This window comes from Streptomyces sp. NBC_00536, from assembly GCF_036346295.1.
Classification (GTDB): domain Bacteria; phylum Actinomycetota; class Actinomycetes; order Streptomycetales; family Streptomycetaceae; genus Streptomyces.
Genome location: NZ_CP107819.1, coordinates 2,499,149 through 2,524,528 on the forward strand (window position 1 = coordinate 2,499,149; position 25,380 = coordinate 2,524,528).

At 72.4% G+C, this 25,380-nt stretch carries 21 protein-coding genes; 13 read left to right on the forward strand and 8 right to left on the reverse strand.

From position 1 onward, the window contains the following. The first annotated feature begins 352 nt into the window (after positions 1 to 352). From OHS33_RS10820 to OHS33_RS10835, 4 genes are all read left to right on the forward strand, one after another. Entirely contained in the window at positions 353 to 925 is a 573-nt protein-coding gene (locus tag OHS33_RS10820; RefSeq protein ID WP_330330176.1) for a hypothetical protein, read from the forward strand. 75 nt (positions 926 to 1,000) lie between these two features. Further along, on the forward strand, positions 1,001 to 1,864 hold the full coding sequence (locus tag OHS33_RS10825) for a DUF4097 family beta strand repeat-containing protein (RefSeq protein ID WP_330330177.1): 864 nt from the start codon (positions 1,001 to 1,003) through the stop codon (positions 1,862 to 1,864). 82 nt (positions 1,865 to 1,946) lie between these two features. After that, positions 1,947 to 2,927 (forward strand): ATP-binding cassette domain-containing protein, encoded by a 981-nt coding sequence (locus OHS33_RS10830; protein WP_330330178.1) that lies wholly within the window; start codon positions 1,947 to 1,949, stop codon positions 2,925 to 2,927. After that, positions 2,924 to 3,700 (forward strand): ABC transporter permease, encoded by a 777-nt coding sequence (locus OHS33_RS10835; protein ID WP_330330179.1) that lies wholly within the window; start codon positions 2,924 to 2,926, stop codon positions 3,698 to 3,700. Before OHS33_RS10830 ends, OHS33_RS10835 begins: the two co-directional genes overlap by 4 nt. A gap of 82 nt (positions 3,701 to 3,782) precedes the next feature. Here the strand turns inward: OHS33_RS10835 and OHS33_RS10840 are convergent, their stop codons facing one another. The 4 genes from OHS33_RS10840 to OHS33_RS10855 all read right to left on the reverse strand — a co-directional run bounded on the left by OHS33_RS10840 (position 3,783) and on the right by OHS33_RS10855 (position 7,711). Continuing rightward, a complete protein-coding gene (locus tag OHS33_RS10840; protein WP_330334998.1) occupies positions 3,783 to 4,427 on the reverse strand; it encodes a hypothetical protein in 645 nt (214 codons plus the stop codon). A 112-nt stretch (positions 4,428 to 4,539) separates the two neighbouring features. After that, positions 4,540 to 5,619, reverse strand: coding sequence for a prenyltransferase (locus tag OHS33_RS10845; RefSeq protein WP_330330180.1), 1,080 nt, complete (start codon positions 5,617 to 5,619; stop codon positions 4,540 to 4,542). Then, a complete protein-coding gene (locus OHS33_RS10850; protein WP_330330181.1) occupies positions 5,616 to 6,350 on the reverse strand; it encodes a class I SAM-dependent methyltransferase in 735 nt (244 codons plus the stop codon). Before OHS33_RS10850 ends, OHS33_RS10845 begins: the two co-directional genes overlap by 4 nt. A gap of 53 nt (positions 6,351 to 6,403) precedes the next feature. Further along, positions 6,404 to 7,711, reverse strand: coding sequence for a glycosyltransferase family 4 protein (locus tag OHS33_RS10855; RefSeq protein WP_330330182.1), 1,308 nt, complete (start codon positions 7,709 to 7,711; stop codon positions 6,404 to 6,406). 228 nt (positions 7,712 to 7,939) lie between these two features. On the opposite strand from OHS33_RS10855, the gene OHS33_RS10860 reads away from it, so the two are divergent. Then, the gene (locus OHS33_RS10860) at positions 7,940 to 8,602 is read left to right on the forward strand and encodes a TetR family transcriptional regulator (protein ID WP_330330183.1); all 663 of its coding nucleotides are present in this window, start codon (positions 7,940 to 7,942) and stop codon (positions 8,600 to 8,602) included. A gap of 945 nt (positions 8,603 to 9,547) precedes the next feature. On the opposite strand, the gene OHS33_RS10865 is transcribed toward OHS33_RS10860, so the two are convergent. Both OHS33_RS10865 and OHS33_RS10870 read right to left on the reverse strand, forming a co-directional pair. Next, a complete protein-coding gene (locus OHS33_RS10865) occupies positions 9,548 to 9,781 on the reverse strand; it encodes a ferredoxin (RefSeq protein ID WP_330330184.1) in 234 nt (77 codons plus the stop codon). Continuing rightward, positions 9,781 to 11,259, reverse strand: coding sequence for an aldehyde dehydrogenase (locus OHS33_RS10870; RefSeq protein ID WP_330330185.1), 1,479 nt, complete (start codon positions 11,257 to 11,259; stop codon positions 9,781 to 9,783). Before OHS33_RS10870 ends, OHS33_RS10865 begins: the two co-directional genes overlap by 1 nt. A gap of 213 nt (positions 11,260 to 11,472) precedes the next feature. On the opposite strand from OHS33_RS10870, the gene OHS33_RS10875 reads away from it, so the two are divergent. The 7 genes from OHS33_RS10875 to OHS33_RS10905 all read left to right on the forward strand — a co-directional run bounded on the left by OHS33_RS10875 (position 11,473) and on the right by OHS33_RS10905 (position 20,012). After that, entirely contained in the window at positions 11,473 to 12,594 is a 1,122-nt protein-coding gene (locus OHS33_RS10875) for an MBL fold metallo-hydrolase (RefSeq protein WP_330330186.1), read from the forward strand. Between the two features lie 371 nt (positions 12,595 to 12,965). Further along, the gene (locus OHS33_RS10880) at positions 12,966 to 14,204 is read left to right on the forward strand and encodes a prenyltransferase/squalene oxidase repeat-containing protein (RefSeq protein ID WP_330330187.1); all 1,239 of its coding nucleotides are present in this window, start codon (positions 12,966 to 12,968) and stop codon (positions 14,202 to 14,204) included. Positions 14,205 to 14,266: 62 nt separating this feature from the next. After that, positions 14,267 to 14,890 (forward strand): SCO2322 family protein, encoded by a 624-nt coding sequence (locus tag OHS33_RS10885; protein ID WP_330334999.1) that lies wholly within the window; start codon positions 14,267 to 14,269, stop codon positions 14,888 to 14,890. A gap of 278 nt (positions 14,891 to 15,168) precedes the next feature. Then, the gene (locus OHS33_RS10890; protein WP_443065432.1) at positions 15,169 to 16,356 is read left to right on the forward strand and encodes an energy-coupling factor transporter transmembrane component T; all 1,188 of its coding nucleotides are present in this window, start codon (positions 15,169 to 15,171) and stop codon (positions 16,354 to 16,356) included. A 4-nt stretch (positions 16,357 to 16,360) separates the two neighbouring features. Next, positions 16,361 to 18,418 (forward strand): ATP-binding cassette domain-containing protein, encoded by a 2,058-nt coding sequence (locus OHS33_RS10895; RefSeq protein WP_330330188.1) that lies wholly within the window; start codon positions 16,361 to 16,363, stop codon positions 18,416 to 18,418. Next, positions 18,415 to 19,272, forward strand: a complete 858-nt coding sequence (locus tag OHS33_RS10900) for an ECF transporter S component (protein ID WP_330330189.1) — start codon at positions 18,415 to 18,417, stop codon at positions 19,270 to 19,272. The genes OHS33_RS10895 and OHS33_RS10900 overlap by 4 nt, the downstream gene beginning before the upstream one ends. A 296-nt stretch (positions 19,273 to 19,568) precedes the next feature. Further along, positions 19,569 to 20,012 (forward strand): transglycosylase SLT domain-containing protein, encoded by a 444-nt coding sequence (locus OHS33_RS10905; RefSeq protein ID WP_330330190.1) that lies wholly within the window; start codon positions 19,569 to 19,571, stop codon positions 20,010 to 20,012. A 125-nt stretch (positions 20,013 to 20,137) separates the two neighbouring features. Here OHS33_RS10905 and OHS33_RS10910 read toward each other — a convergent pair whose 3' ends face one another. Beyond that, complete coding sequence (locus OHS33_RS10910) at positions 20,138 to 21,307, reverse strand: steroid 3-ketoacyl-CoA thiolase (protein WP_330330191.1); 1,170 nt, start codon at positions 21,305 to 21,307, stop codon at positions 20,138 to 20,140. A 233-nt stretch (positions 21,308 to 21,540) separates the two neighbouring features. Between OHS33_RS10910 and OHS33_RS10915 the strand changes: the two genes are divergently transcribed. Beyond that, positions 21,541 to 22,794, forward strand: coding sequence for a cytochrome P450 (locus OHS33_RS10915; RefSeq protein WP_330330192.1), 1,254 nt, complete (start codon positions 21,541 to 21,543; stop codon positions 22,792 to 22,794). 499 nt (positions 22,795 to 23,293) lie between these two features. On the opposite strand, the gene OHS33_RS10920 is transcribed toward OHS33_RS10915, so the two are convergent. After that, the gene (locus OHS33_RS10920; protein ID WP_443065281.1) at positions 23,294 to 25,333 is read right to left on the reverse strand and encodes a bifunctional glycosyltransferase 87/phosphatase PAP2 family protein; all 2,040 of its coding nucleotides are present in this window, start codon (positions 25,331 to 25,333) and stop codon (positions 23,294 to 23,296) included. Between the last annotated feature and the right edge of the window lie 47 nt (positions 25,334 to 25,380).

Consider the following 25,380-nt stretch of genomic DNA (forward strand, 5'->3'; position numbering starts at 1 on the left):
AGCCCCACCCCCCAGCCTCGCCGCCGCTTGAGGCACCGCTCCGACCCCGCCATTCCAGCCCCGCCGGCGTTTGAGGCGCCCCCGGAGGGCCCACTAAGGGCCAGCGCCCCCTCCACCCCAGCCCACCATCCAGCTTCACTGACGCCCGAGGCGCCCACTCCAGCCCTGCCTCCGCTTGAGGCGCCCGCTCCCAGCCCCGCCGGCGTTTGAGGCGCCCCCGGAGGGCTCACCCAGCGCCAGCGCCCCCTCAACCGCAACCCCCACACCCCCGCAACACCCCATGGCGCCACCCGGCGCCAACTTGGCACCACAAAAGCTAGCCATGGCGCCACCCATGTGCCATGCTTCATCCATGGACCTCACGCCCTACGTCGACCACCTCCGGAACGAACTCGCCGTAGCCGCCGAAGCCGGCGGCACAGAAGCCCGCGCCCTCGCCGAACGGCTCACCGCTCCGCTGGAGTCGGCCGCCCGGCTGACCCTGCTGAACGCCCTGTCCGCCGCCATGGGCGAGGTAACCCAGGACCTCGCCCCCGGCTCGGTCGACGTACGGCTGCGCGGCCTCGACCCCGAGTTCGTAGTGACCGCCCCCCCGGCCGCCGAGCCATTCGCCTACGAAGCCACCGCGCCCCAGCACACGGCCCCGGCAACGGCAACGGCACCCACCGCAACCCCAAGCGGCGGCGACGGCCCCGACGAAGGCGGCACAGCCCGCATCAACTTCCGCCTCCCCGCGCACCTCAAGAACCGCGTCGAAGACGCCGCCGGCCAGGAGGTCCTCTCGGTCAACGCCTGGCTGGTCAGAGCCGTGGCCGCCGCCCTCGAACCGGCCGCCCCCACCGGCCCCGCCCCGGCCGCCCAGGGCTTCACGACCTCCCCAGCCCGCTCCCGCGGCCAGCAGGGCTTCACAGGCTGGGTCCGCTAACGCCACCGCGACACGCACCCGCACACGCACCCACCCCCCTCTCCACACACCCCGAGCCAAGAGGACGGCACAGCCATGTCCGAATTCCAGATCACCCACCACTCCGAGACCTTCGAGACCCCCGAGCCGATCTCCGCCACCGTCGAGTTCGACATCGGCAGCATCCGCGTCACGGCCTCCAAGCGCACGGACACCGTGGTCGAGGTCCGCCCGAGCAACCCGGGCGAGGATGCCGACGTACGCGCGGCCCAGCAGACCAAGATCAGCTATTCGGCCGGGCAACTGCTCGTGAAGGGACCCCGCAAACGCTCCCTCTTCGGCAAGAGCGGCTCCCTCGACATCGTCCTCGCCCTGCCCGCCGGTTCCAACCTGCGCGGCGACTGCCCGATGGCGGACTTCCTCTGCTCCGGCCCGCTCGGGCAGGCCCGGATCAAGACCTCGCTCGGCGACCTCCGCATCGAGGAGGCGGCCGCCGTGAACCTCGCCACCGGCCACGGCAACACGCACGTCGAGACCGTCACCGGGAATGCCGAGCTGTCCGGATCGGGCCGGATCAGCGCCGACACCATCGGCGGCGCCGCGACCGTCAAGAACTCCAACGGCGATATCGCCCTCGGTGAGGTCCACGGCGAGCTGAAGGCCACCACGTCCAACGGCTCCGTCTCGGTCGGCGCCGCGCACGCCGGGGTCGAGGCCAAGTCGGCGAACGGCCACATCCGGATCGGCGAGGTGGCGCGCGGCCAGGTCACGCTCCAGACCGCCGCCGGGAACATCTCGGTCGGCATCGCCCGGTCCACCGCCGCCTGGCTCGATGTGAACACCCGAGTCGGCAGCGTGCGCAACGGCCTCAGCGCCGCCGACGGCCCCACCGCCACGGACGAGACCGTCGAGGTCCGCGCCCGCAGCGGCGTAGGCAACATCGACATCCACCGCGCCTGACCCACGCCCCACCCCCACGCACTCCCCCACCCACCACCCACCCACCACCCACTCACCCACCGGCAAAGGAGCAGAGACCGCCATGACCACAGCCGTCGCGACCGCGACCGGGTCCACCGCCCTCACATCGCCCGCGATCAGCGTCACGGGCCTGACCAAGTCCTACGGCGACAAGAAGGTGCTGGACGGCATAGATCTGCACGTCGCCCCCGGCACGGTCTTCGCCCTGCTCGGGCCGAACGGCGCGGGCAAGACCACCACCGTGCAGATCCTCACCACCCTCATCCCGGCGGACTCCGGCGAGGTCCACGTCGGCGGCCACGACCTGGCCCGCGAGGCCGCCGCCATCCGCAGCGTCATCGGCGTGACCGGCCAGTTCTCGGCGGTGGACAACCTCCTCACCGCCGAGGAGAACCTGATCCTGATGGCCGACCTGCTGCACCTCGGCCGCCGGGAGGGCAGGCGGCGCGCCGCCGATCTGCTCTCCCGCTTCGACCTGACCGAGGCCGCCCGCAAGCCCGTCTCCACCTTCTCCGGCGGCATGCGGCGCAAGCTCGACCTGGCGATGACCCTGGTCGGCGACCCGCGCGTCATCTTCCTCGACGAGCCGACGACCGGGCTCGACCCGCGCAGCCGCCGCACCATGTGGGAGATCATCCGGAATCTGGTGACCGAGCAGGGCGTCACGATCCTCCTCACCACCCAGTATCTGGACGAGGCCGATGAACTCGCCGACCGGATCGCCGTCCTCGACCACGGGAAGCTGGTCGCCGAGGGCACCGCCGAGGAGCTGAAGCGCCGCATACCCGGCAGCCACATCCGCCTGCGGTTCGCCACACCGGCCGAACTCGACGCGGCCTCCGCGCTCTTCGCCCCCCTCGCCCTCGACCGCGAGGCGCTCACCCTGGACCTCCCCGGCGACGGCAGCCCGGACACCCTGCGGGCCGTCCTGGACATCCTGGAGCACGCCTCCGTCCGGGCCGAGGACCTCTCGATCCACACCCCCGACCTCGACGACGTCTTCCTCACCCTCACCGGCCCGAAGCGGGAGAACGCGCGATGACCACCCTGGCCCATTCCGTCAGCGACTCGGCGACGATGCTGCGGCGCAATCTCAGGCACGCCCTGCGCTATCCGTCGATGACCATCTCCGTGGCCGTCATGCCGGTGATGATGCTGCTCCTGTTCAACTACGTGTTCGGCGGCGCCCTCGGCACCGGAACCGGCTCGGAGCACTACATCGACTACATCGCCCCCGGCATCATCCTGATGTCCGCGACCGCCGGCGCGGTGGCCACGGCCGTCGGGGTCTGCGTCGACATGACCGAAGGCATCGTCAACCGGTTCCGTACGATGCCGATATCCCGGGCGTCGTTCCTGACCGGGCACGTCGTGGGCGGCGTGATCCAGACCCTGATCAGCGTCGCGCTGGTGACCGGCATATCGCTGCTCATGGGCTTCCGGCCGTCCGCCGGCGCCGTCGAGTGGCTGGCCGTGGGCGGTCTGCTGACCGGGCTCGTCCTCGCCCTCACCTGGCTGGCCGCCGCGATGGGGCTGGTCGCCAAGACCCCCGAGACCGCGAGCAACATGCCGATGCCGCTGACGTTCCTGCCGCTGCTCGGCAGCGCGATCGTACCGACCGACTCGATGCCGACGGGGCTGCGCTGGTTCGCCGAGTACCAGCCCTTCACCCCGCTCATCGAGACCCTGCGCGGACTGCTGATGGGCACCCCGATCGGGCACAACGGGATCCTGGCCGCCGGCTGGTGCGCGGGGCTGGCCCTGGTCGGGTACCTGTGGGCCCGGTCCGTCTTCAACCGGGACACGACGCGCTGATGCTCCCGTACGCACCACGTGGTGAGGACCCGCCGGTCGCCCGGCGGGTCCTCACCATGTCGCGCGTCCGGCGTCCCGGGGCTCAGCCGCCCAGCTGGGAGAGGCTCGGAACCTTGTCCGTGACCGGGGCGCCCGCGCTCTTGCCCGCGTCCTTGACCCCATTGATCATCTTCTCGAAGGAGCCGATGTCCGCGTCGCTCGCGTCGCCCTTGCGGAGCTTGCTGCCGAGGCCCTTGAGGGAGTCGATGCCCGCGGTGAGCGGACCCACCGCCTTCGACAGCAGCGGATCGCCCTTGGCGTTGTCGGCCGCGGCCTTCAGCCGGTTGTAGGCGAAGGCTCCCGCCAGGCCCGCCTTGACCAGCGCGAACTTGCGGCCGCTCGCGCCCTTCTTGAACTTGCCCGCGCGGTACGGCTTGATGATCCACTGGTAGGTGGCACCGGCCGCGAGCCCCGCGTTGGCGACGAAGCGCGTCTTGGCGAACTTCTGCTTCTCCGCCTGCGTGGACGGGCTGGGCGAAGGCGCCGCGTCGGCGATGGCCAGGGCCTCCTCGGCCGCGTCGGCCTCCAGGGCGGCCGGGGCCCCGCGGACCGGGACGTCCGCGCTGACGTCCGTACTCCGGTCGCTCCGGTCACCGCCGCCGCCGCAGGCGGTGGCGCCCCCGGCGAGGAGCGCGGTGGACAGGGCCAGCGCCGTGAGGCCACGGCGGAATCGGGCGGTTCTGGGTATGGACACGGTTTCCTCCGGGAATGAGGTGTCCCAGGCAGCCTCACCCCGCCCCACCGACTGCGCTACTTGAGGGACCCGTTCGGGTCCCCTCAGGCGCGGGCCGGTCCCCGTACTAGCAGCAGTCGGGGTCCAGTCCGTCCGGCAGGGCCAAGCCGCCGAAGACGGCCGTGGTCGGCTCGTCCCCGCCCAGCGCGGCCACGGCCAGCAGCAGGGACGCCGCCGTCCAGGTCGTCTGCTCCACGGGCCAGACCTTCCCGTCCTCGAAGACGTACCCGGTCCAGTACATGCCGTTCTCGGCCCGCAGGTGCGTGATCGAGCGCAGGATCTCCAGCGCCCGGTCGGACTCCCCCATCGCCCAGAGCGCGAGCGCGAGTTCACAGCTCTCGCCGCCCGTCACCCACGGATTGGGCAGCACGCAGCGCACGCCCAGGTCCGGTACGACGAACTCGTCCCAGCGCTGCTCGATCCGGGCCTTCGCCTCGGCTCCGGTCAGCGCCCCGCCCAGGACCGGGTAGTACCAGTCCATCGAGTAGTGGTTCTTGTCGAGGAACCGCTCGGGGTGCCGGCGCACGGCGTGCGCGAGCGCGCCCGCCGCCACCTCCCAGTCGGGCTGCGGCTCCTCGCGGCACTCGGCGATCGCGAGCGCGCAGCGCAGCGCCTGGTGGATGGAGGAGGAACCGGTCAGCAGCCCGTCGGCGACCACCGTCCCGTCCGCCTCGCGCTTCCAGCCGATCTGGCCGCCGGGCTGCTGGAGCCCGAGGACGAATTCGACGGCGGCGAAGACGACGGGCCACATCCGGTCGAGGAACGGGTCGTCGCCGGTGGCCAGGTAGTGGTGCCAGACCCCGACCGCTATGTAGGCGGTGAAGTTGGACTCCTTGCCCGCGTCCTGCGGGGCCTCGGTGTCCACGCCTTCGGGGCGGTCGGCGTAGGCGGCGTACCAGGAGCCGTCCTCGTTCTGGTGGGCCGCCAGCCACGCGTACGCCCGCGCGGCGGCCTCGTGCTCGCCCGCCACGTCCAGGGCCATCGCGGCCTCGGTGTGGTCCCACGGGTCGAGGTGGTGACCGCGGAACCACGGGATGGCCCCGTCCGCGCGCTGCGCGGCGAGGATCCCGGCGACGGTCACGGCGGCCTGCTCGGCCGTCAGTACGCCGTCCAGGACGAGGTGCTCGGTGCGCCCGGGCGAGGTCACTTGGCGGCGCCGACGGGCAGGTGGGGCTTGGTCGCGTAGGCCACGAAGCTCTTGCCGATGACCGGGTTGAGGGCCTGCTCGGCGAGCCGGGTCGCGAGGGGCTTCTTCATGATGTCCCAGACCAGGAGCTTGTGGTACGCCTTCACGGGCAGCGCCTTGTCGTTGTCCACGCCGAAGGCGCACTTCAGCCACCAGTACGGCGAGTGCAGGCCGTGCGCGTGGTGCGTGCCGTACGGCTTGAGACCGGCCTGCTCCATCTTCCCGAGCAGCTCGTCGGCCTTGTAGATGCGGATGTGGCCGCCCTCGACCTCGTGGTAGGCGTCGCTGAGCGCCCAGCAGATCTTCTCGGGGCCGTAGCGCGGGACGGTGATGGCGATGCGGCCGCCCGGCTTGAGCACCCGGACCATCTCGGCGAGCACGCCCTTGTCGTCGGGGATGTGCTCCATGACCTCGGAGATGATCACGACGTCGAAGGAGTCGTCGGGGAAGGGCAGCGCGAGCGCGTCGCCCTCCATCGCGGTGGCGGTGGCCCCGGCCGGGGCCTCACCGGCCTCCTTCATGGCCGCGAACCACTTGGCGACCTCGCGGATCTCCTCGCCGTTGCGGTCCACGGCGACCACGTGGGCGCCGCGCCGGTAGCACTCGAAGGCGTGCCGGCCTGCGCCGCAGCCCAGATCGAGCACGCGATCGCCCGCGGCCAGCGGGAACCTGGAGAAATCGACGGTCAGCACGCGGTCCTGCCTTCGCGGTCAAGGTGGGTGGGGGTGGGAGGAGGTGACGGAGGTCATCGACCGGCGCGGGCGGCCCGTTCGATGGCGGCCCGGTAGTGCACCACGGTGCCCTGGGCGGCTCTGGCCCAGGTGAACCGGTCCAGCACCCGCGCGCGCCCGGCGCTGCCGAGGCGGGCCCGCAGCTGCGGATCGCCGAGCAGCCGGCCCAGCGCGGCGGCCAGCGCCCCCGCGTCACCGGGCGGCACGGCGAGGCAGGTCTCGCCGTCGGCGCCCGTCACCTCGGGGATCGCCCCGCCGGTGGTGGCCACCAGCGGGGTGCCGGTGGCCATCGCCTCGGCCGCCGGGAGCGAGAAGCCTTCGTAGAGGGAGGGCACGCAGGCGACCTGCGCGCTGCGCACGAGGTCGACGAGTTCGGTGTCGGTGATGCCCTTGACGAACTGGACCGCGTCTTCGAGCCCGTACTTCTCGATGGCCCGGGCGACCGGCCCGCGCTCGGCGCGCTTGCCGACGACGACGAGGTGCGCGCCGGGCTGCTCGGTGCGCAGCTTGGCGAGCGCCTCCACGAGGTGGACCAGGCCCTTGAGCGGTACGTCCGCACTGGAGGTGGTGACGATCCGGCCCGGGATCTCGGCGACGGACGGGTCCGGCGACCACAGGTCGGTGTCGGCGCCGATGTGCACGACGTGGATGCGGTCGTCCCGGACGCCGAGGTGGTCGGCGATCTCCTGCTGTGAGGAACCGGAGACGGTCAGGACCGTGGGCAGCCGGCGGGCCACCCGGCCCTGCATGCGGGTGAAGCCGTACCAACGGCGCACCGAGAGGCGCTTCTTGCGGTCCTTCGCGGCGGCAAGGTCGAGCTTCCGGTCCACCGTGATCGGGTGGTGGACGGTGGTGACCAGGGGTGCGCCCAGGTCGGCCAACAGGCCGTAGCCCAGGGTCTGGTTGTCGTGGATGACGTCGAACTCGCCGCGCCGGGCCGCCAGGTGGCGGCGGGCCCGCAGCGAGAAGGTCAGGGGTTCGGGGAAGCCACCGGTCCACATGGTGGCGACCTCCAGGGCGTCGATCCAGTCCCGGTACTCATCGCGCTTGGGGGTGCGGAAGGGGTCGGGGCTGCGGTAGAGGTCCAGGCTGGGCAGCTCGGTGAGCGTGGCGCCCGTGTCGAGCACCGGATAGGGCTGCGCGCCGATGACTTCGACGGAGTGCCCCAGGCGGACCAGCTCCCGCGCGAGGTGGCGGACGTAGACGCCCTGGCCACCGCAGAACGGGTTCCCCTTGTAGGTGAGGAGTGCGATGCGCAACGGGCGGTCGCCGTCAGTGGCGGAACCCACGAAAGGGCTCGTCACCATGGCCTCAGCGGTCACTCCCGGCCCCCTTCTCACTGCACTTTCGCCGGAGCGTAACCGCTCGGATAATGTAGAACAAGTTTCAGACTTGATCCGTTGAAGACCATTGAATCTACCGGCCGGAAACCACACCGTAAGAGCCGGAGCAGGTGATTCGCGCCACGGCTGACCCGCCTGCCATGCTGACCACGGAACAGCCTCGGAGCGGTGCGAATGGATACCTCGGAACGCCACGGAACGGGACACATGACAGCGGAAGCCAAGGCCCTCGCCACGCCGGCGTCCCCGCCCCTGACGGAGCGGCAGGAAGCCCGCCGCCGCAGGATCCTGCACGCCAGCGCACAGCTGGCCAGCCGGGGCGGGTTCGACGCGGTCCAGATGCGGGAGGTCGCGGAGTCGTCCAGCGTCGCGCTGGGCACGCTGTACCGGTACTTCCCCTCCAAGGTGCACCTGCTGGTCGCGACCATGCAGGACCAGCTCCAGCACATGCACACCACCCTGCGCAAACGCCCCCCGGTCGCCGACAGCCCGGCCGAAGCCGTCGCGGAAACGCTCATGCGCGCCTTCCGCGCCCTCCAGCGCGAACCGCACCTGGCCGACGCCATGGTGCGCGCCCTGACCTTCGCGGACCGCAGCGTGAGCCCCGAGGTGGACACCGTCTCCCGGCTGACCACGGCGATCATCCTGGACGCGATGGGCCTGGACGCCCCGCCCACGGCCGAACAGCTCTCGGCGGTCCGCGTCATCGAGCACACCTGGCACTCGGCCCTGATCACCTGGCTCTCGGGCCGCGCGTCGATCGCCCAGGTGAAGATCGACATCGAAACGGTCTGCCGCCTGATCGACCTGACGGTCCCGGCCCCGCGGGCGGGGTCGGGGCCCACAGGTTCGGCTGAAACCGGGCGGTAGGAGGGGCCCGGCTGCGCCGGGTGCGGCTTCGCCGCAGAGGCGGTGGCTTCGGGCGTCCGGGGTCAGGGAGGTTCCGGGGGCTGCCCGCCAGTTCAACTGTCTCTTCGCGGTGCCGCGCCCTGTCAAGGGCGCTCCCTGCGGTCGCGTCGCTACGCGATGGCCTACGGCCACCCTTGACAGGGCACGTCCCCACGAAAAGCCAAGAACTGTCGGGCGGCCCCCGGGGGAAGGCATGGGGGACCTGGTCCCATCGGCCACATCTTGATCACCGGCCCAGGGTCTGGGTGAGCCCAAGCCGCGCCCTCCGGGCGAACAGGCAACAGACGACAAGCAACAAGCACGCGGGCAGATCGCTACACAGTTGCGCTCGGGGAGGCGTCTGCGGGCTGTTTGCGCCTGGAACTTCGCTCAGGCCGAAGTGGAGACGGGTCAAGCGGTCGTCCGCCCCAAGATAGGGGCTCCAAAGCGCCACAAAAGGGGCATCTTGGAGGGGTGTTGAGTGTCGGGGGCAGCTTGACCCGACTCCATGCTCGTCCAGCCGAGCTTTCGGCCTTCCCGCACCGTCCACCAGCCCAAAACGGGCCGCAGACGCCGCCCCCAGAGGAGCGCGTAGCGATATAGGTGCGGCTTGTCGCTTGTCCGCCCGGAGGGCGCGGCTTGGCCGCACCCGGGACCGGGCCCGCCCGCTCCCACCCCTGGATCGTGGATCAGGTCCCCCATGCCTTCCCCCGGGGGCCGCCCGACAGTTCTTGGCTTTTCGTGACGGGGTGGTCTGTCAAGGGTGGCCGAAGGCCATCGCGAAGCGACGCGACGAAGGAGCGCCCTTGACAGGCCGCACCGGCACGAAGAGACAGTTGAACTGGCGGGCAGCCCCCGGAACCTCCCCGACCCCGGACGCTCGGAACGAACCCCCCGCGGCGCAGCCGCGCCCCGGCGCCAGCCGGGTTACTCCTCCGGTGGGAACACCAGCTCCCCGCTCCCCGCCAAGGTGATCGTGATGGCCTCGACCGGGCAGCCCTCGGCCGCTGTGAGGACCGGTTCGCTGGCGTCCGTATCCGGCGTGCTCGGGTGGGACTGGCGGGCCGAGTCCAGGGTGAAGCCCGTGGGGGCATGGTTCACGCACATGCCCGATCCGATGCAGACACCTCTGTCCACCTCTACGTGCCAGCGGTCCCCCATCACTCCCCACCTTCGGTGACCGGCGCCTGGTACCCGCCCGGCAGGCAGATCATCTTCGCTTCCAGGTACTCGCTCAGGCCCTCCGGGCCGAACTCACGGCCCAGACCACTGTTCTTGTAGCCGCCGAACGGGCCGAGCATGTCCAGGCTGAAGGTGTTCACGTTGAAGACGCCCGTGCGGATCCGGCGGCCGAAGTCGATGCCGTGCTCGACGTCGCCGGTCCAGACGCTGCCGCTCAGGCCGAACTCCGAGTCGTTGGCGATCCGTACGGCATCGGCCTCGTCGCCGTACGGGATCAGGCAGACGACCGGTCCGAAGATCTCCTCGCGGGCGATCCTCATGGAGTTGTCGACGTCCCCGAAGAGCGTCGGCTCGACGTACCAGCCCTGGTCCATGCCCGCCGGGCGCCCGCCGCCGGTGAGGATCTTGGCGCCCTCCTCCTGGCCGATCTTGATGTAGTCGAAGGAGCGCTGCTGCTGCCGCTTGGCCACCAGCGGGCCGAGCTGGGTCGCCGGGTCCAGCGGGTCGCCGACGACCAGGGCCCCGGCTGCCGCGGCGAGGGCCTCGGCGATCTCGTCGTAGCGGCTGCGGGGGGCCAGTACGCGGGTCTGGGCCACGCACGCCTGTCCGTTGTTCATCCAGGCGGCCGGGACGATCCCGGCGATGGTGCTCTCCAGGTCGGCGTCCGGGAGGATCACGGCGGCGGACTTGCCGCCGAGTTCCAGGGTGACCCGGGTGAGGTTGCGGGCGGCGACCTCCATGACGCGCTTGCCCGCCGCGACGGAGCCGGTGAAGGCGACCTTGTCGATCCCCGGGTGCCCGACCAGGTACTCGCTGACCTCGCGGTCGGCGGGCAGGATCGACAGCACGCCCTCCGGCAGCCCGGCCTCGCGGGCGATGTCGGCGAGGATGTACGAGTCGAGCGGCGCTTCCGGTGACGGCTTGAGGATGACGGTGCAGCCGCTCAGCAGCGCGGGCGCCAGTTTCGCCGCGGCCACGAACTGCGGGACGTTCCAGGGGATGACGGCCGCGACCACGCCCACCGGCTCGCGCCGGACCAGGATCGGACTGAGCGCTCCCTGGCGGTGCTCCTCGTACGGGAAGGCGCGGGCGACCGTGATGGCGGCGTCGTAGACCATCATCGGGCCGAGCGCCTGGGCGAGCACGCTCCAGGAGTACGGCGATCCGTTCTGGGAGCTGATCGAGCGGGCGATCTCCTCGTGCCGGACGGCGATCGCGTCCTTGATCCGGGCGACGACCTCGATCCGCTCGTCCAGGGACATGCGGGGCCAGGGGCCTTCGTCGAAGGCCTTGCGGGCGACGGCGACGGCGCGGTCGACGTCCGCCCGGGAGGCGTGCGGTACGCGGCCGATGACCTGCTCGGTGTGGGGCGAGACGATGTCGATGGTGTCGCTGCCCAGCGGGTCGGTCCATTCGCCGCCGATGAACAGCTTTCCGTGTTCCACGAGCTCGGTCATGGCTGATGCCTCCTGCGGTTCAGAACCGGATGCCAGAACTGATACCAGTTCTAGTTCCAGGAGTCCACGGCGCGGACAGAACACCGCCCGGAGGGCGGGGAGAGATCGGCAACGGATCCGACGACTGGTCAGGAAGCCGCGAAGATGGTCGACTTGGGCTACTACTGGAACAAGTTCTTGTCAGTGAGTCTGAGGGAGTCTGGGGGCCAGCACATGCCGGCAGAAACGGCAGGAACAGCGGGAGCAGGGGGAGCCGGGGGAACAGCGGGAGCAGGGGGAACAGCGGGAGCGACGCAGCCCCCCGATGTCACCGATCACGGCGGTGGCGTCTGGGGCATTAAGGTCCCCATCCCCGACAATCCGCTCGGCCACACCCTCGTCCACGTCGTCGAGACCGGCCGTGGTCCCGTCCTCGTCGACACCGGATGGGACGACCCCGACTCCTGGGACACCCTCGTCGCCGGGCTCGGCGCACTCGGCATCCCGATCGCCGACGTCCACGGCGTGGTCATCACCCACCACCACCCCGACCACCACGGCCTGTCCGGCCGGGTGCGGGAGGCCTCCGGGGCCTGGATCGCGATGCACGCCGCCGACACCGAGGTCGTCGTGCGCACCCGCGGCTCCGACCCGGGCGTCTGGCTCGACTACATGAGCGGGAAACTGCTCGCCGCGGGCGCCCCCGACGAGCACATCGCCCCGCTGCGCGCCGCCCGCGAGAGCGGCCGCATGCGCACCCTGCCCGGCATGCACGCGGCGGTCCCGGACCGCGAGATCGTCCCCGGCGAGCTGCTCCCGCTGGCCGGGCGCAGGCTGCGCGCGATCTGGACCCCGGGCCACACCCCCGGGCACGTCTGCCTGCACCTGGAGGAGGAGCACCCCGCGCACCTCCCCGGCAACGGCCGCCTCTTCTCCGGTGACCACCTGCTGCCCGGCATCTCCCCGCACATCGGGCTGTACGAGGCCCCCGAGGACCTGATGGCCACCGACCCCCTCGGCGACTACCTCGACTCCCTCGAACGCATCGGCCGCCTCGAACCGGCCGAGGTGCTCCCGGCCCACCAGCACGCCTTCACCGACGCTCCGGCCCGGGTCCGCGAGCTGCTGGCGCACCACGAGGAGCGCCTGGTGGGCCTGTGGGAGCTGCTCGCGCGGCCGTTGACCCCGTGGGAGCTGGCCGAGCGGATGGAGTGGAACCGCCCCTGGGCGCAGATCCCGTACGGCTCCCGCAACATCGCCGTGTCGGAGGCCGAGGCGCACCTGCGGCGGCTGGTGAAGCAGGGGCGCGCCGAGGCCGTTCCGGGCAGCGACCCGGTGACGTACCGGGCCCTGTGACGCGTGCTGTGACGCGCGCTGCGAACGGGAGCGGGAGGCGCGCGACGCGAGGAAGCGGAGGCGGTCGGCAAGGTGGCCGGTAAGGGGCGCACCAGCCCGCCGCCACCCGGTGCGCGGGCCGCGGGCCGGTAGAGTGACCGGGTCGTCAACACTTCCGTACGGGGGGAAGCCGGTGCGAATCCGGCGCTGACCCGCAACCGTGTCCCGCCCCGGCACCGCCGGGCGGGGAGCCGGATTGCCCCGTGGCGGAGGTGCGCGGCTCGCGCCGCCGGGTCCTCCGGTGGCCGGCACCGTCGAGGTAAACGGAGCCGGAGCCCGGTACTCCCCGTGCCTGCCTCCCGTTCCCCTGCAGGAGAGGCACCCGCCCCACCATGAACGTCCGCCGTAGCGCCGCCACGCTCGCCGCCTCCGCCGTGCTCTGCGTGGGCGCCGCTCCCGCCGCCCTCGCCGCCCCCTCGCCGTCACCGGCTCCCGTGATCCCCTCCGGGCTGTTCGGCAAGAACGACCCGACCTACGACGGCGTCTGGCGCCAGTCCTTCGCCCTGCTCGCGCAGCAGACGGTCGGCGTGCGGCCCGCGCCGCAGGCCGTCGAGTGGCTGACCGGCCAGCAGTGCGCGGACGGTGCCTTCGCCGCGTTCCGCGCGGATGCGGGTGCGGCCTGCGACGCGAAGACGCTGCGCGACACGAACGCCACCGCCGTCGCGGTGCAGGCCCTGAAGGCGCTGGGCGGCCATGACGAGGCCGTCAAGAAGGGCGCCGGCTGGCTGAAGTCCGTACAGAACGAGGACGGCGGCTGGGCCTACAACCCGGGCAGCCCGAGCGAGGGCAGCTCCACGCCCGTCGTGATCAGCGCGCTGGTCGCGGCCGGGGAGAACCCGGCCGAGGTGAAGTCGAAGGCGGGCAAGTCGGCCTCCGAGGCGCTCCTCTCCTTCCAGCTGGGCTGCTCGGCCGAGCCCGCCGCCGACCGCGGCGCCTTCGGCTACCTGCCGCAGGACGGCAAGCTCGACGCGAACGCCGACGCCTCGGCCGCCGCGGTGCTCGCCGCGCTCGGCAAGGGCCCGGTCGTGGCCCCGGCCGCCGCGGACACCCCCGCCGCGGCGCTGGAGTGCCCGGCCGGGGCGAAGGACCCGGCGGCCGCCGCCCAGGGCGCGGCCGGATATCTGGCCGAGGCCCTCAAGAAGGACGGTCACCTGACCGTGAAGACCCCGGGCTCCGACGCGGTCACCCCGGACGTCGGCAACACCGCCGACGCCGTGATCGCGCTGGCCGCCGCCGGGCACAAGCAGTCCGCCGCGGGCGCGCTGGAGTGGCTCAAGGGCAACACCGCCGAGTGGTCCAAGGGCAACCCGGCCGCCCTCGCCACGCTGATCCTGACCGCGCACGCCACGGGCAACGACCCGAAGGCCTTCGGCGGCGCCGACCTGGTGTCCGCGCTGAACGCGACCGGCCCGGCGGACACGGCCACGGCAACCCCGAAGCCGAAGGCATCCGACGCGGGTTCTTCCTCATCCTCGAACGGGAACGTCTGGTGGATCATCGGCGCGGGTGCCGCGGCCGGTGTGGGCATCGGCATCCTGCTGAGCGGCCGCAAGAAGAAGCAGCAGCTGTGATCCGCGGCCGCACCGTACCGTCCGCCCTGTCGCTTCCGGTGGCCTTCGCCATCGCGCTGGGCATGGTGCTGACCCTGCTGAGCGCCGCGCCCGCGCTGGCGGCCGGTTACCGGTACTGGTCCTTCTGGGACGGTACGGGCGGCACGTGGACGTATGCCACCCAGGGCGCCTCCCTGGTCCGGCCCAAGGACGGCTCGGTCCAGGGGTTCCGCTTCGCGGTCAGCCAGGACGCGGCCGACCAGTCGGCGAAGCCGCGCGCCGCCGCCGACTTCGGGGCGATCTGCTCCGGCACGGCCGCGGTCGAGGGCCGCAAGCGGGTCGCCCTGGTCGTCGACTTCGGCGTCCCGGCGGACGCCCCGTCCGGCGAGACCCCGCCGCAGGACGCGCCGCGCACGGCCTGCGCGGTGGTGGCCCCGGACGCGACGGCCGCCGATGCGCTGGCGGAGGTGGCGAAGCCGCTGCGGTACAACAGCTCCGCGCTGCTGTGCGCGATCTCCGGCTATCCGAAGCAGGGCTGCGGTGACCAGGTCGGCGCGGCCGAACCGCACCCATCGGCCTCCGCCTCCGCTTCCGCGTCGTCCGACACCGGAAGCGGCCCCTCCGTGGGCCTGCTGGCAGGCATCGCGGCCGTCATCACCCTGGCCGCGGCCGCCACCTGGCAATCCCGCCGCCGCCGAACCCAGTGACCCACCCGGACGGCCCGGGGGCAGCAAATCCAGCCCGCCCGGCGTTTGAGGGCCCGCCGGAGGCCACACCAGCCGCGGAAGCCGAATCCGGCAGCACGGCCACCGTTGCCTCCGGCGGCGCCTCAAACGCCGGCGAGGCTGGTTTTGGCAGCGCTGAGTGCATCGGCGAGGCTGGTTTTGGCGGCCCGGACCAGGCACATCCAGCCCACCCGGCTGAATCCGGCGCCCCGGGCGCGGCACATCCAGCCGACCAGGCTGATAGGGACCGCCCGGCTGACCTGGGCCGCCCAGGGGCGGAAAACCCAGCCCGCCCGGCGTTTGAGGGCCCGCCGGAGGCGAGCGGGGCGACGTACGCGCGGCCCCCTCGGCGGAAGCGCTGGGAGGCTCCGGCCGCCGCGCGGCGGAACGCGCTGCACGCCGGGGCATGGTGGCTCTGGGCACTCGGCCTCGCCACAGCCGCATCCCGGACCACCAACCCCCTCCTCCTCGGCCTGATCGTCGGCGTCGCCGGTTACGTGGTCGCGGCCCGCCGCACCACCGCCCCCTGGGCCCGTTCGTACGGCGCCTTCGTCAAGCTCGGCCTGGTCGTGATCGGCCTGCGGCTGGTCTTCTCGATGCTGCTGGGCTCCGCCATCCCCGGTTCGCACACCCTCTTCACCCTCCCCGAGATCCCGCTGCCCGCCTGGGCGCAGGGCATCCGGTTCGGCGGCAAGGTCACCGCCGAGCAGCTGGTCTTCGCCTTCTACGACGGCGCCAAGCTCGCCGCCCTCCTCATCTGTGTCGGCGCGGCGAACGCCCTCGCCAATCCGGCCCGGCTGCTGAAGTCGCTGCCCGCCGCCCTGTACGAGGCGGGCGTCGCCGTCGTCGTCGCCATGACCTTCGCGCCGAACATGGTGGCCGATGTGGTCCGGCTGCGGACCGCCCGCCGTCTGCGCGGACGCCCCACGGGCGGGGTGAAGGCGATCCTCCAGATCGGGCTGCCGGTCCTCGAAGGCGCCCTGGAGCGTTCCGTGGCCGTGGCCGCGTCGATGGACGCGCGCGGGTACGGCCGTACCGCCCAGGTCCCGCCCGCCGTCCGGCACACCACCAACGTCCTCACCCTCGGCGGGCTCCTCGGCGTCTGCGCCGGTACGTACGGACTCCTCGCGGCCGAAGGCGCCGGGTACGGCCTGCCCGTCCTCCTCATCGGCCTCGCGCTCGCCCTCGGCGGCCTGCGGCTCGGCGGCCGGCGCAGCGTCCGTACCCGCTACCGCCCCGACCGGTGGGGGGCGCGGGCCTGGCTGGTGTCCGGGTCCGGTGCGGCCGTCGCCGCGCTGATGATCCACGCCGGGTCGCTCGACCCGGAGGGGCTGCGGCCCGGTGTGGTGCCGCTGGTCGCGCCCGGTCTGCCGCTGTGGCCCGCGGCGGCGGTCCTGATCGGCCTGCTCCCCGCCTTCGTGGCCCCCGTCCCCCCGAAGGAGGGCTAGACACGTGATCCGTTTCGAACAGGTGTCCGTCACCTACGACGGCCGGCGTGAGCCGTCGCTCCGGAACGCGGACTTCACCGTCCCCGAGGGCGAGCTGACGCTCCTCGTCGGCCCGTCGGGCGTAGGAAAATCCACTCTCCTCGGCGCGGTGTCCGGGCTGGTCCCGCACTTCACCGGCGGCACCCTGCGCGGCCGGGTCACGGTCGCGGGACGCGACACCCGTACCCACAAGCCGCGCGAGCTGGCCGATGTCGTCGGCACGGTCGGCCAGGACCCGCTCGCACACTTCGTCACGGACGTGGTCGAGGACGAGCTGGCCTACGGCATGGAGTCCCTGGGCCTGGCACCTGCGGTGATGCGGCGCCGGGTGGAGGAGACCCTGGACCTGCTGGGCCTGAACGAACTCCGCGACCGCCCCATCACCACCCTGTCCGGCGGCCAGCAGCAGCGGGTCGCCATCGGCTCGGTCCTGACCACGCACCCGAAGGTCCTCGTCCTCGACGAGCCGACGTCCGCGCTCGACCCGGCGGCGGCCGAGGAGGTCCTGGCCGTCCTGCAACGCCTGGTCCACGACCTCGGCACCACCGTGCTGATGGCGGAGCACCGCCTGGAACGCGTGATCCAGTACGCCGACCAGGTCCTGCTCCTCCCCGCCCCCGGCGCGCCCGCCCTCCTGGGCCCCCCATCCGCCATGATGACCATCTCCCCGGTCCACCCCCCGGTCGTCGCCCTGGGCCGCCTGGCGAACTGGTCCCCCCTCCCCCTCTCCATCCGCGACGCCCGCCGCCAGTCCGCCCCGCTGCGCACCCGACTGTCCGCCCACTCAGCGCAGCCAAACCCAGCCCCGCCGGCGTTTGAGGCGCCGCCGGAGGCAACAGCGGCCACGCTGCCGGATTCGCCGTCCGCGGCTGGTACGGCCTCCGGCGGGCCCTCAAACGCCGGGCAGGCTGAATTTGCCCCCCTGGCGCAGCCACATCCCGCCCCGCCGACCCACTCAGCGCAGCCAAATCCCGCCTCTCCGACCCACTCAGCGCAGCCAAACCCAGCCCCGCCGGCGTTTGAGGCGCTGCCGGAGGCAACAGCGGCCACGCTGCCGGATTCGCCGTCCGCGGCTGGTACGGCCTCCGGCGGGCCCTCAAACGCCGGGCAGGCTGGATTTGCCCCGCCGGCGATTGAGGCGAAGGACCGCGCCCGGGGCCAGCGGCTGCGGCGGGTGTTCCGGCGGGCCGCGGGGGCCGAGGAAGCCACCGGGACCGGGACCGGCGTCGGGACGCGGGCCGCCGAGGCCCCCGTGACCGCCGCCCACCTCGCCGTCCGGCGCGCCCGGACCGAGGTCCTCCACGACATCACCCTCACCCTCGCCCCCGGCGAAACCGTCGCCCTCATGGGCCGCAACGGCGCCGGCAAGTCCACCCTCCTGTCCACCCTCGTCGGCACGGTCGAGCCCGCCTCCGGCCACCTCCGCGTCGGCGGCAAGGCCCCGCACCGCACCCCGCCCGCGGAGATGGTCCGCCGCGTGGGCCTCGTACCGCAGGAGCCCCGGGACCTGCTGTACGCCGACACGGTGGGCGCCGAGTGCGCGGCGGCGGACGCGGACGCCGGGGCCGCGCCGGGCACCTGCCGGGCGCTGGTGTCGGCCCTGCTGCCGGACGTCCCCGACGACACGCACCCCCGTGACCTCTCGGAGGGCCAGCGCCTGGCCCTCGCCCTGTCGCTCGTCCTCACCGGCGGCCCCGCACTGCTGCTCCTGGACGAGCCGACCCGCGGCCTGGACTACGCCGCGAAGGCCCGCCTGATCGGCATCCTGCGGGACCTCGCCGCCCGCGGCCACGCGATCCTCCTGGCCACGCACGACGTGGAGCTGGCGGCCGAGCTGGCGCACCGGGTGGTGATCCTGGCGGGCGGCGAGATCGTCGCGGACGGGCCGACGGCCGAGGTGGTCGTCTCCTCCCCCGCCTTCGCCCCGCAGGTCGCGAAGGTGCTGGCCCCGGGCCACTGGCTCACGGTCTCCCAGGTGGCCGCGGCCCTGGCCGGGCAGGCACCAGAGGGGGAGGGAGCGTGAGCGGCCGCCCCGTCCGGATCGGCCCGCGCGCCGCCGTCGCCCTGGTCCTGGTCACCCTCGTCGGGATCGCCGCCTTCGGCTGGCCGCTGCTCGCGGACCGCCAGTCGGGCCTGGCGCACTCCCAGGACGCCCCGTGGCTGTTCGCCGCCCTGCTGCCGCTGCTCGTCGCCGTCGTGGTCGCGACGATCGCCGACGACGGCATGGACGCGAAGGCGGTGGCGATGCTCGGCGTGCTGGCGGCGGTGGGGGCCGCGCTGCGGCCGCTGGGGGCGGGTACGGCGGGCCTGGAGCCGATGTTCTTCCTGATGGTGCTGAGCGGCCGGGTGCTCGGGCCGGGCTTCGGTTTCGTCCTGGGGTCGGTGACGATGTTCGCGTCGGCGCTGCTCACGGGGGGTGTGGGGCCGTGGATGCCGTTCCAGATGCTGGCGCTGGGCTGGTTCTCGCTGGGCGCCGGGCTGCTGCCGGGCCCGGAGCGGATCCGGGGGCGGGCGGAGCTGGTGATGCTGTCGGCGTACGGCTTCGCCGGGTCCTTCGCGTACGGCACGGTCATGAACCTGCAGGGCTGGGTGATCCTGCAGGGCATGGGCCAGGGGATCTCGTTCCATCCGGGGGATCCGGTGGGGGCGAACCTCGCGCGGTTCCTGGCGTACTGCCTGGCGACCTCGCTGGGCTGGGACCTGGGCCGGGCCGTGCTGACCGTCGTACTGACGATGACGCTGGGCGCCACGCTGCTGAAGGCGCTGCGCCGGGCGACGAGGAAAGCTGCCTTCGACGCCCCTGTTTCCTTCGATTCCGGGGCTGAAAGTGGCCCCGGGCACACCCCCCAAAGGGATACGGGCGCCCACGGAGCGTGAGATCCGGGCCTCTGAGCGGTGACCCGCCCCACAGGACCTTGGTCACATACGGCCCGGAATAGTAGTCCTTAAACGTTCCATATCCACCCGCTCAAACCGGCCCCCACCTGCGCCGATCCCCTCCGCCCCGGAGGGGGGCCGTTCAGCCCCGGCTGCGACCTCCACTAGTAAGAGGGGGTCATTGCCAGGCCCTCGGCGGCCTGGCTAACTGGTGTTGTCGCCAAGGCGGCAGGGGTGCTTCACCCCCCGCCGACGAACCCCCCACCTCCGCGTGAGTGGCTCACGCATGCTTCGGCATGCGAGCGACCGTCCCTGTTCCCTACGGAAGGTTTTCCGTGTCCAACGCTGTCATCCGCCGCATCGCCGCTTCCAAGAAGACCTTCGCCGGTACCGTGCTCGCCCTGGGTGTGGCCGGTTCCATGCTCGCCGCGGTTCCCGCTCAGGCGGCCCCGATGGACGCGAAGTCCATCGCGCAGCAGATGATCAAGGACCCGGCCCAGTACGCGGCGTTCGCCAAGATCGTCTCCCGCGAGAGCGGCTGGGACCACACGGCGACGAACGCTTCTTCCGGTGCGTACGGCCTGGTCCAGGCCCTGCCGGCCTCGAAGATGGCCTCGGCGGGCTCGGACTGGAAGACCAACCCGGCCACCCAGATCAAGTGGGGCCTGGACTACATGAACTCCCGCTACGGCAGCCCGGTCGGCGCGTGGAACTTCTGGTCCGCCCACCACTGGTACTAAGCCGACACCGGCACCAGACGCCGCGCGGAGCGACCGCGTGCGAAGGCCCCGACGGCCGACCTCCCCAGGTCCGGCCGCCGGGGCCTTCTGTTTCCCATCCCACGGGGCACGGAGGCCCACGGGGCTCAGAGGCGCTGGATGATCGTGCCGGTGGCGAGCGCGCCGCCCGCACACATCGTGATCAGCGCGAATTCCTTGTCGCGGCGCTCCAGCTCGTGCAGCGCGGTGGTGATCAGGCGGGCGCCGGTGGCCCCGACGGGGTGGCCGAGCGCGATCGCCCCGCCGTTGACATTGACCTTCTCCATGTCCTGCCCGAAGACCCGCCCCCAGCTGAGGACCACGGAGGCGAAGGCCTCGTTGATCTCGACGAGGTCGATGTCCTTGAGGGACATCCCGGCCTTGCCGAGGACCGCGCGGGTCGCGTCGATCGGTCCGTCCAGGTGGTAGTGCGGGTCGGCGCCGACCAGGGTCTGGGCGACGATCCGGGCGCGCGGCTTGAGCTTGAGCGCGCGGGCCATCTTGCGCGAGGCCCACATCACCGCGCAGGCGCCGTCGGATATCTGCGAGGAGTTCCCGGCGGTGTGCACGGCGGTCGGCATGACGGGCTTGAGCCGGGCCAGGGCCTCCATGCTGGTGTCGCGCAGGCCCTCGTCCCGGTCCACGAGCCGCCACATGCCCTGTCCGGCGGCCTGTTCGGCCTCGGTGGTGGGCACCTGGACGGCGAAGGTCTCCCGCTTGAAGCGTTCCTCGGCCCACGCGGTGGCGGCCCGCTCCTGGGAGAGGACGCCGAGCCGGTCGACGTCCTCGCGGGTGAGTCCGCGGTGGCGGGCGATCCGCTCGGCGGCCTCGAACTGGTTGGGGAGGTCGACGTTCCACTCGTCCGGGAAGGGCTTGCCCGGTCCGTGCTTGGAGCCGGAGCCGAGCGGCACCCGGCTCATGGCCTCGACCCCGCAGGCGATGCCGATGTCCATGACCCCGCCGGAGATCATGTTGGCGACCATGTGGTTGGCCTGCTGGGAGCTGCCGCACTGGCAGTCCACGGTGGTGGCGGCGGTCTCGTACGGCAGGCCCATCGCGAGCCAGGCGTTGCGGGCGGGGTTCATGGACTGTTCGCCGGCGTGGGTGACGGTGCCGCCGACGATCTGTTCGACGCAGTCGGGCTGGATTCCCGTACGGGCGAGCAGCTCGCGGTAGGTCTCACCGAGCAGGTAGGCGGGATGGAGGTTGGCGAGCGCGCCACCCCGCTTGCCGATGGGCGTGCGTACGGCTTCGACGATGACGGGTTCCGCGGCCATGAGCTCGTCCTCTCCTTCACAGCGGCGGGCCGTCCCGGCGGCGCGCCTGAACTAGTACGCGTTCTAGTTCTCTGGCAGTTTTATGACCTGCGGGCCCCGCACGCAAGGGTCTTGCACACGGCTTGCACGGATTCCTCACGCAACAGTTGCCGCGCCCACCCTTGTCACTTCTAGAACTCGTTACTACCTTCAAGCCAAACTTCTGATGGGCCGTCAGACTTTGGAGTTGCCGAATGTCCTGCCCCGCGCTGCCCGACGGCTTCGACGCCACCGACCCCGATCTGCTCCAAGTCCGCGTCCCCTTCCCGGAGTTCGCGCAGCTTCGGCAGACCGCACCGGTGTGGTGGTGCCCGCAGACCCGGGGCATCACCGGCTTCGACGACGAGGGCTATTGGGTCGTCACCCGGCACGCGGACGTCAAGTACGTGTCCACGCACCCGGAGCTCTTCTCGTCCACCACCAACACCGCGATCATCCGCTTCAACGAGCACATCCAGCGCGAACAGATCGATGCCCAGCGCCTGATCATGCTGAACATGGACCCGCCGGAACACACCCGCGTCCGCCAGATCGTCCAGCGCGGCTTCACCCCCCGCGCGATCCGCGGCCTGGAGGCCGCCCTGCGCGCCCGCGCCTCGAAGATCGCAGAGGAGGCGGCCGCGGCGGCCGGGGCCTCGGCGGACGGGAGCTTCGACTTCGTCACCCAGGTCGCCTGCGAACTGCCGCTCCAGGCCATCGCCGAGCTGATCGGCGTACCGCAGGAGGACCGCGCGCGGATCTTCGACTGGTCGAACAAGATGATCGCCTACGACGACCCGGAGTACGCGATCACCGAAGAGGTCGGCTCCACGGCGGCCATGGAACTCATCGGCTACGCCATGAACCTCTCCGCCGAGCGCAAGGAGTGCCCGGCCAAGGACATCGTCACCCAGCTCGTCGCCGCCGAGGGCCAGGGCAACCTGGGCTCGGACGAGTTCGGCTTCTTCGTGCTGCTGCTCGCGGTGGCGGGCAACGAGACCACGCGCAACGCGATCAGCCACGGCATGCACGCCTTCCTCACCCACCCCGAGCAGTGGGAGCTGTACAAGGCGACCCGGCCCTCGACGACGGCCGAGGAGATCGTGCGCTGGGCCACCCCCGTGGTGTCCTTCCAGCGCACCGCCACCCAGGACACCGAACTGGGCGGGCAGAAGATCAAGGCCGGCGACCGCGTCGGCATGTTCTACTCCTCCGCCAACCACGACCCCGAGGTCTTCACCGACCCCGACCGCTTCGACATCACCCGCGACCCGAACCCGCACCTCGGCTTCGGCGGCGGCGGACCGCACTTCTGCCTCGGCAAGTCCCTGGCCGTCATGGAGATCGACCTGATCTTCAACGCGCTCGCCGACGCCCTGCCGGACCTCCGCCTGACCGGCCCGCAGCCCCGCCGCCTGCGCGCCGCCTGGCTCAACGGCATCAAGGAACTCCGGGTGAGCCACGGCTGACCCGGCCGGCCGGCAGGGGCCCCACCACCCACGCCCCGGGCCCCTGCCGCCACTGCCCTGCCCACGCCGCGCGTACGCCACCCCGCGCGCCCGGGTCGGCGTACGCACGTCTGCACTCGCGCGCCCACGCCGGGGGCCGCGCCAAACCCAGCCCGCCCGGCGTCGCGCCCGCGCCACGGGCAGCACGCCAAACCCAGCCCGCCCGGCGAGCCCAGGCACGCCAAATCCAGCCCGCCCGGCGTTTGAGGGCCCGCCGGAGGCACAAACGGCCGACCGACGAACGACGGCCTGCTCCCGCTGCCCGCCCCCACCGGCCCCGGGGGCCCAAATCCAGCCCGCCCGGCGATTGAGGGCCGCCCACCGAAGGCGCCCAGGTGGCGGCACGGGCCCACCGGGCGGATCCTGACAGGACGCGGCGATCCAAGAAGGGGGTGCCGGAGCGGGTGAAGCCCCCGCCCCGGCACCCCCTCGCCACGCCACGCGAAGCGCAGCGGAATGGTCAGGCCCGGCTGCGCTCGTCGGCCTTGCGCCCACCGGCCCGCTCCGGAATCCGCGGCCGGGGAACCGCCAGCCCGGAAACGGGCAGGGCGGCCCCGCCACGCGGCCCGGAGAGCGCGTACACGAGCCCGAACCCGGCACTGACGACGACCGCACCCCCCACCGCGTCGAGCACCCAGTGGTTGGCCGTCGAGACGATCGCGCACACCGTGATCACCGGGTGCAGCGCCCCGAGCAGCTTCTGCCACCCCTTGGGCGCCAGGACGACGATCACGATGCCGCACCACAGCGACCAGCCGAAGTGCAGCGAGGGCATCGCCGCGTACTGGTTGGAGATCGCGGTCATGGCGCCGTACTGCGGGTGCGCCAGGTCCTGTACGCCGTGCACGGTGTCGATGAACCCGAGGTCGGGCATGAGCCGCGGCGGCGCCAGCGGGTAGAGCCAGAATCCGGCGAGCGCGAGGACGGTCGCCAGGCCCAGCGAGGCGCGGGCCCAGCGGTAGTCGGCGGGACGGCGCCAGTACAGGACGGCCAGGATGGTCAGCGGGACCACGAAGTGGAAGGAGGTGTAGTAGAAGTTGAAGAACGCCTCCAGCCAGGGGACGCCGACCACGCCGTGGTTCACCGCGTGCTCGATGTCGATGCCCAGGGCCCGCTCGATGGAGAGGATCTGCGCGCCGTTGCCCTCGGCGAGCGAGCGGCTGGTGGGCGCGGCGGCGCGGATGTACGAGTACAGCGAATAGCCGACCCGTATCAGCAGGAGTTCCAGCAGCAGGTTGGGGCGGGCCAGTACGCGCCGCCAGAACGGCAGCAGCGGGATCCGCGACCAGCGGGCGGCGGCCGGGCGGGCGTAGGCGGTCGGGACGGGCTCGCGCCAGTACGGCGAGGTGCGCGGCAGGAACGGCACCGCGCAGGCGGCGGCGAGGGCCGCCAGCAGCAGCACGTTGTCCCGTACGGGCGCCAGTACGGCCATGTTCGGCAGCAGCATCGTGCTGGGCAGGGTCATGGCGAGGATCACAGCGACCGGCCACACCGGCCGGTCCGCGGCCCGCTTGCCGACCTTGCCCGCCACCGCGAGCAGCACCCACAGCAGCTGGTGGCGCCAGCCGGTCGGCGACACGGCGACGGCCACGCACCCGGTGATGGCGACCGCGAGCAGCAGCTGGCCGTCGCGGGCGTAGCGGGCGGCGCGGCGCATGCCGAGCCAGGCGATCCCGGCCGCGAGGGCGATGTACAGCAGGACCTCGGCGGGGCCCGAGAGGCCGAGGCGCAGCAGCGCGCCGTGGACGGACTGGTTGGCGAGGCCGCTGGGGCTGCCGCCGAGGCCCGTACCGGCCAGGTGGTGGATCCAGTACGTCCAGGAGTCGTGCGGCAGCGCGGCCCAGGTCAGCACCGTGCAGGCGGCGAAGGTGGTCACGGCGGTGCGCGCGGTGGGGCGGCGGCCGGTGAGCCACAGCAGCGGCGCGAAGAGCAGCAGGGCGGGCTGGAGCGCGGCGGCGAGGCCCATCAGGAAGCCCGCCGGGCGCTCGCCGGGCACCCGGAAGAAGGCCAGCAGCACCAGCAGCACCGGCAGCACGGCGGTCTGCCCCGGGGAGGCGGCCTCGCGGACGGGCAGCGAGACCATCATCAGGGCGACCAGCACGGGCGCGGCCAGCAGCGCGGTGCGCCGGGGCACCGGATCCGGCAGGCCCCGCGCGGCCACCAGTCCGATGGCGGCGACGAACAGCAGGGTCACGCAGGTCCAGGCGACCTCCAGCGACTGGTCGGCGAGCCCGACCAGCGGCTTGAGGACGAGGCCCGCGAAGGGGGTCCCGGTGAACTGGCCGGCGTCGTAGAGCGAGCCGGGCAGTCCGGGCAGGTAGAGGCCGGTGAGCCACTCGCCGGGCGGCACGCGCAGCACGGCGGACGCCTGTCTGATGGCCAGGAGGCCCGCCAGAGCCCACAGGAGGAGGCGTGCGGCGCCAAGCCTGCTGCCGCTGCCACCACCGCCTATGACTCCGGCATGTCCGTTGACACCGCTGTGCTCCGCCGCGTTGGCCACGCCTCGCCGGCCTCCCGCCTTTGTTGACTGCAACCGTGACTTCGCCT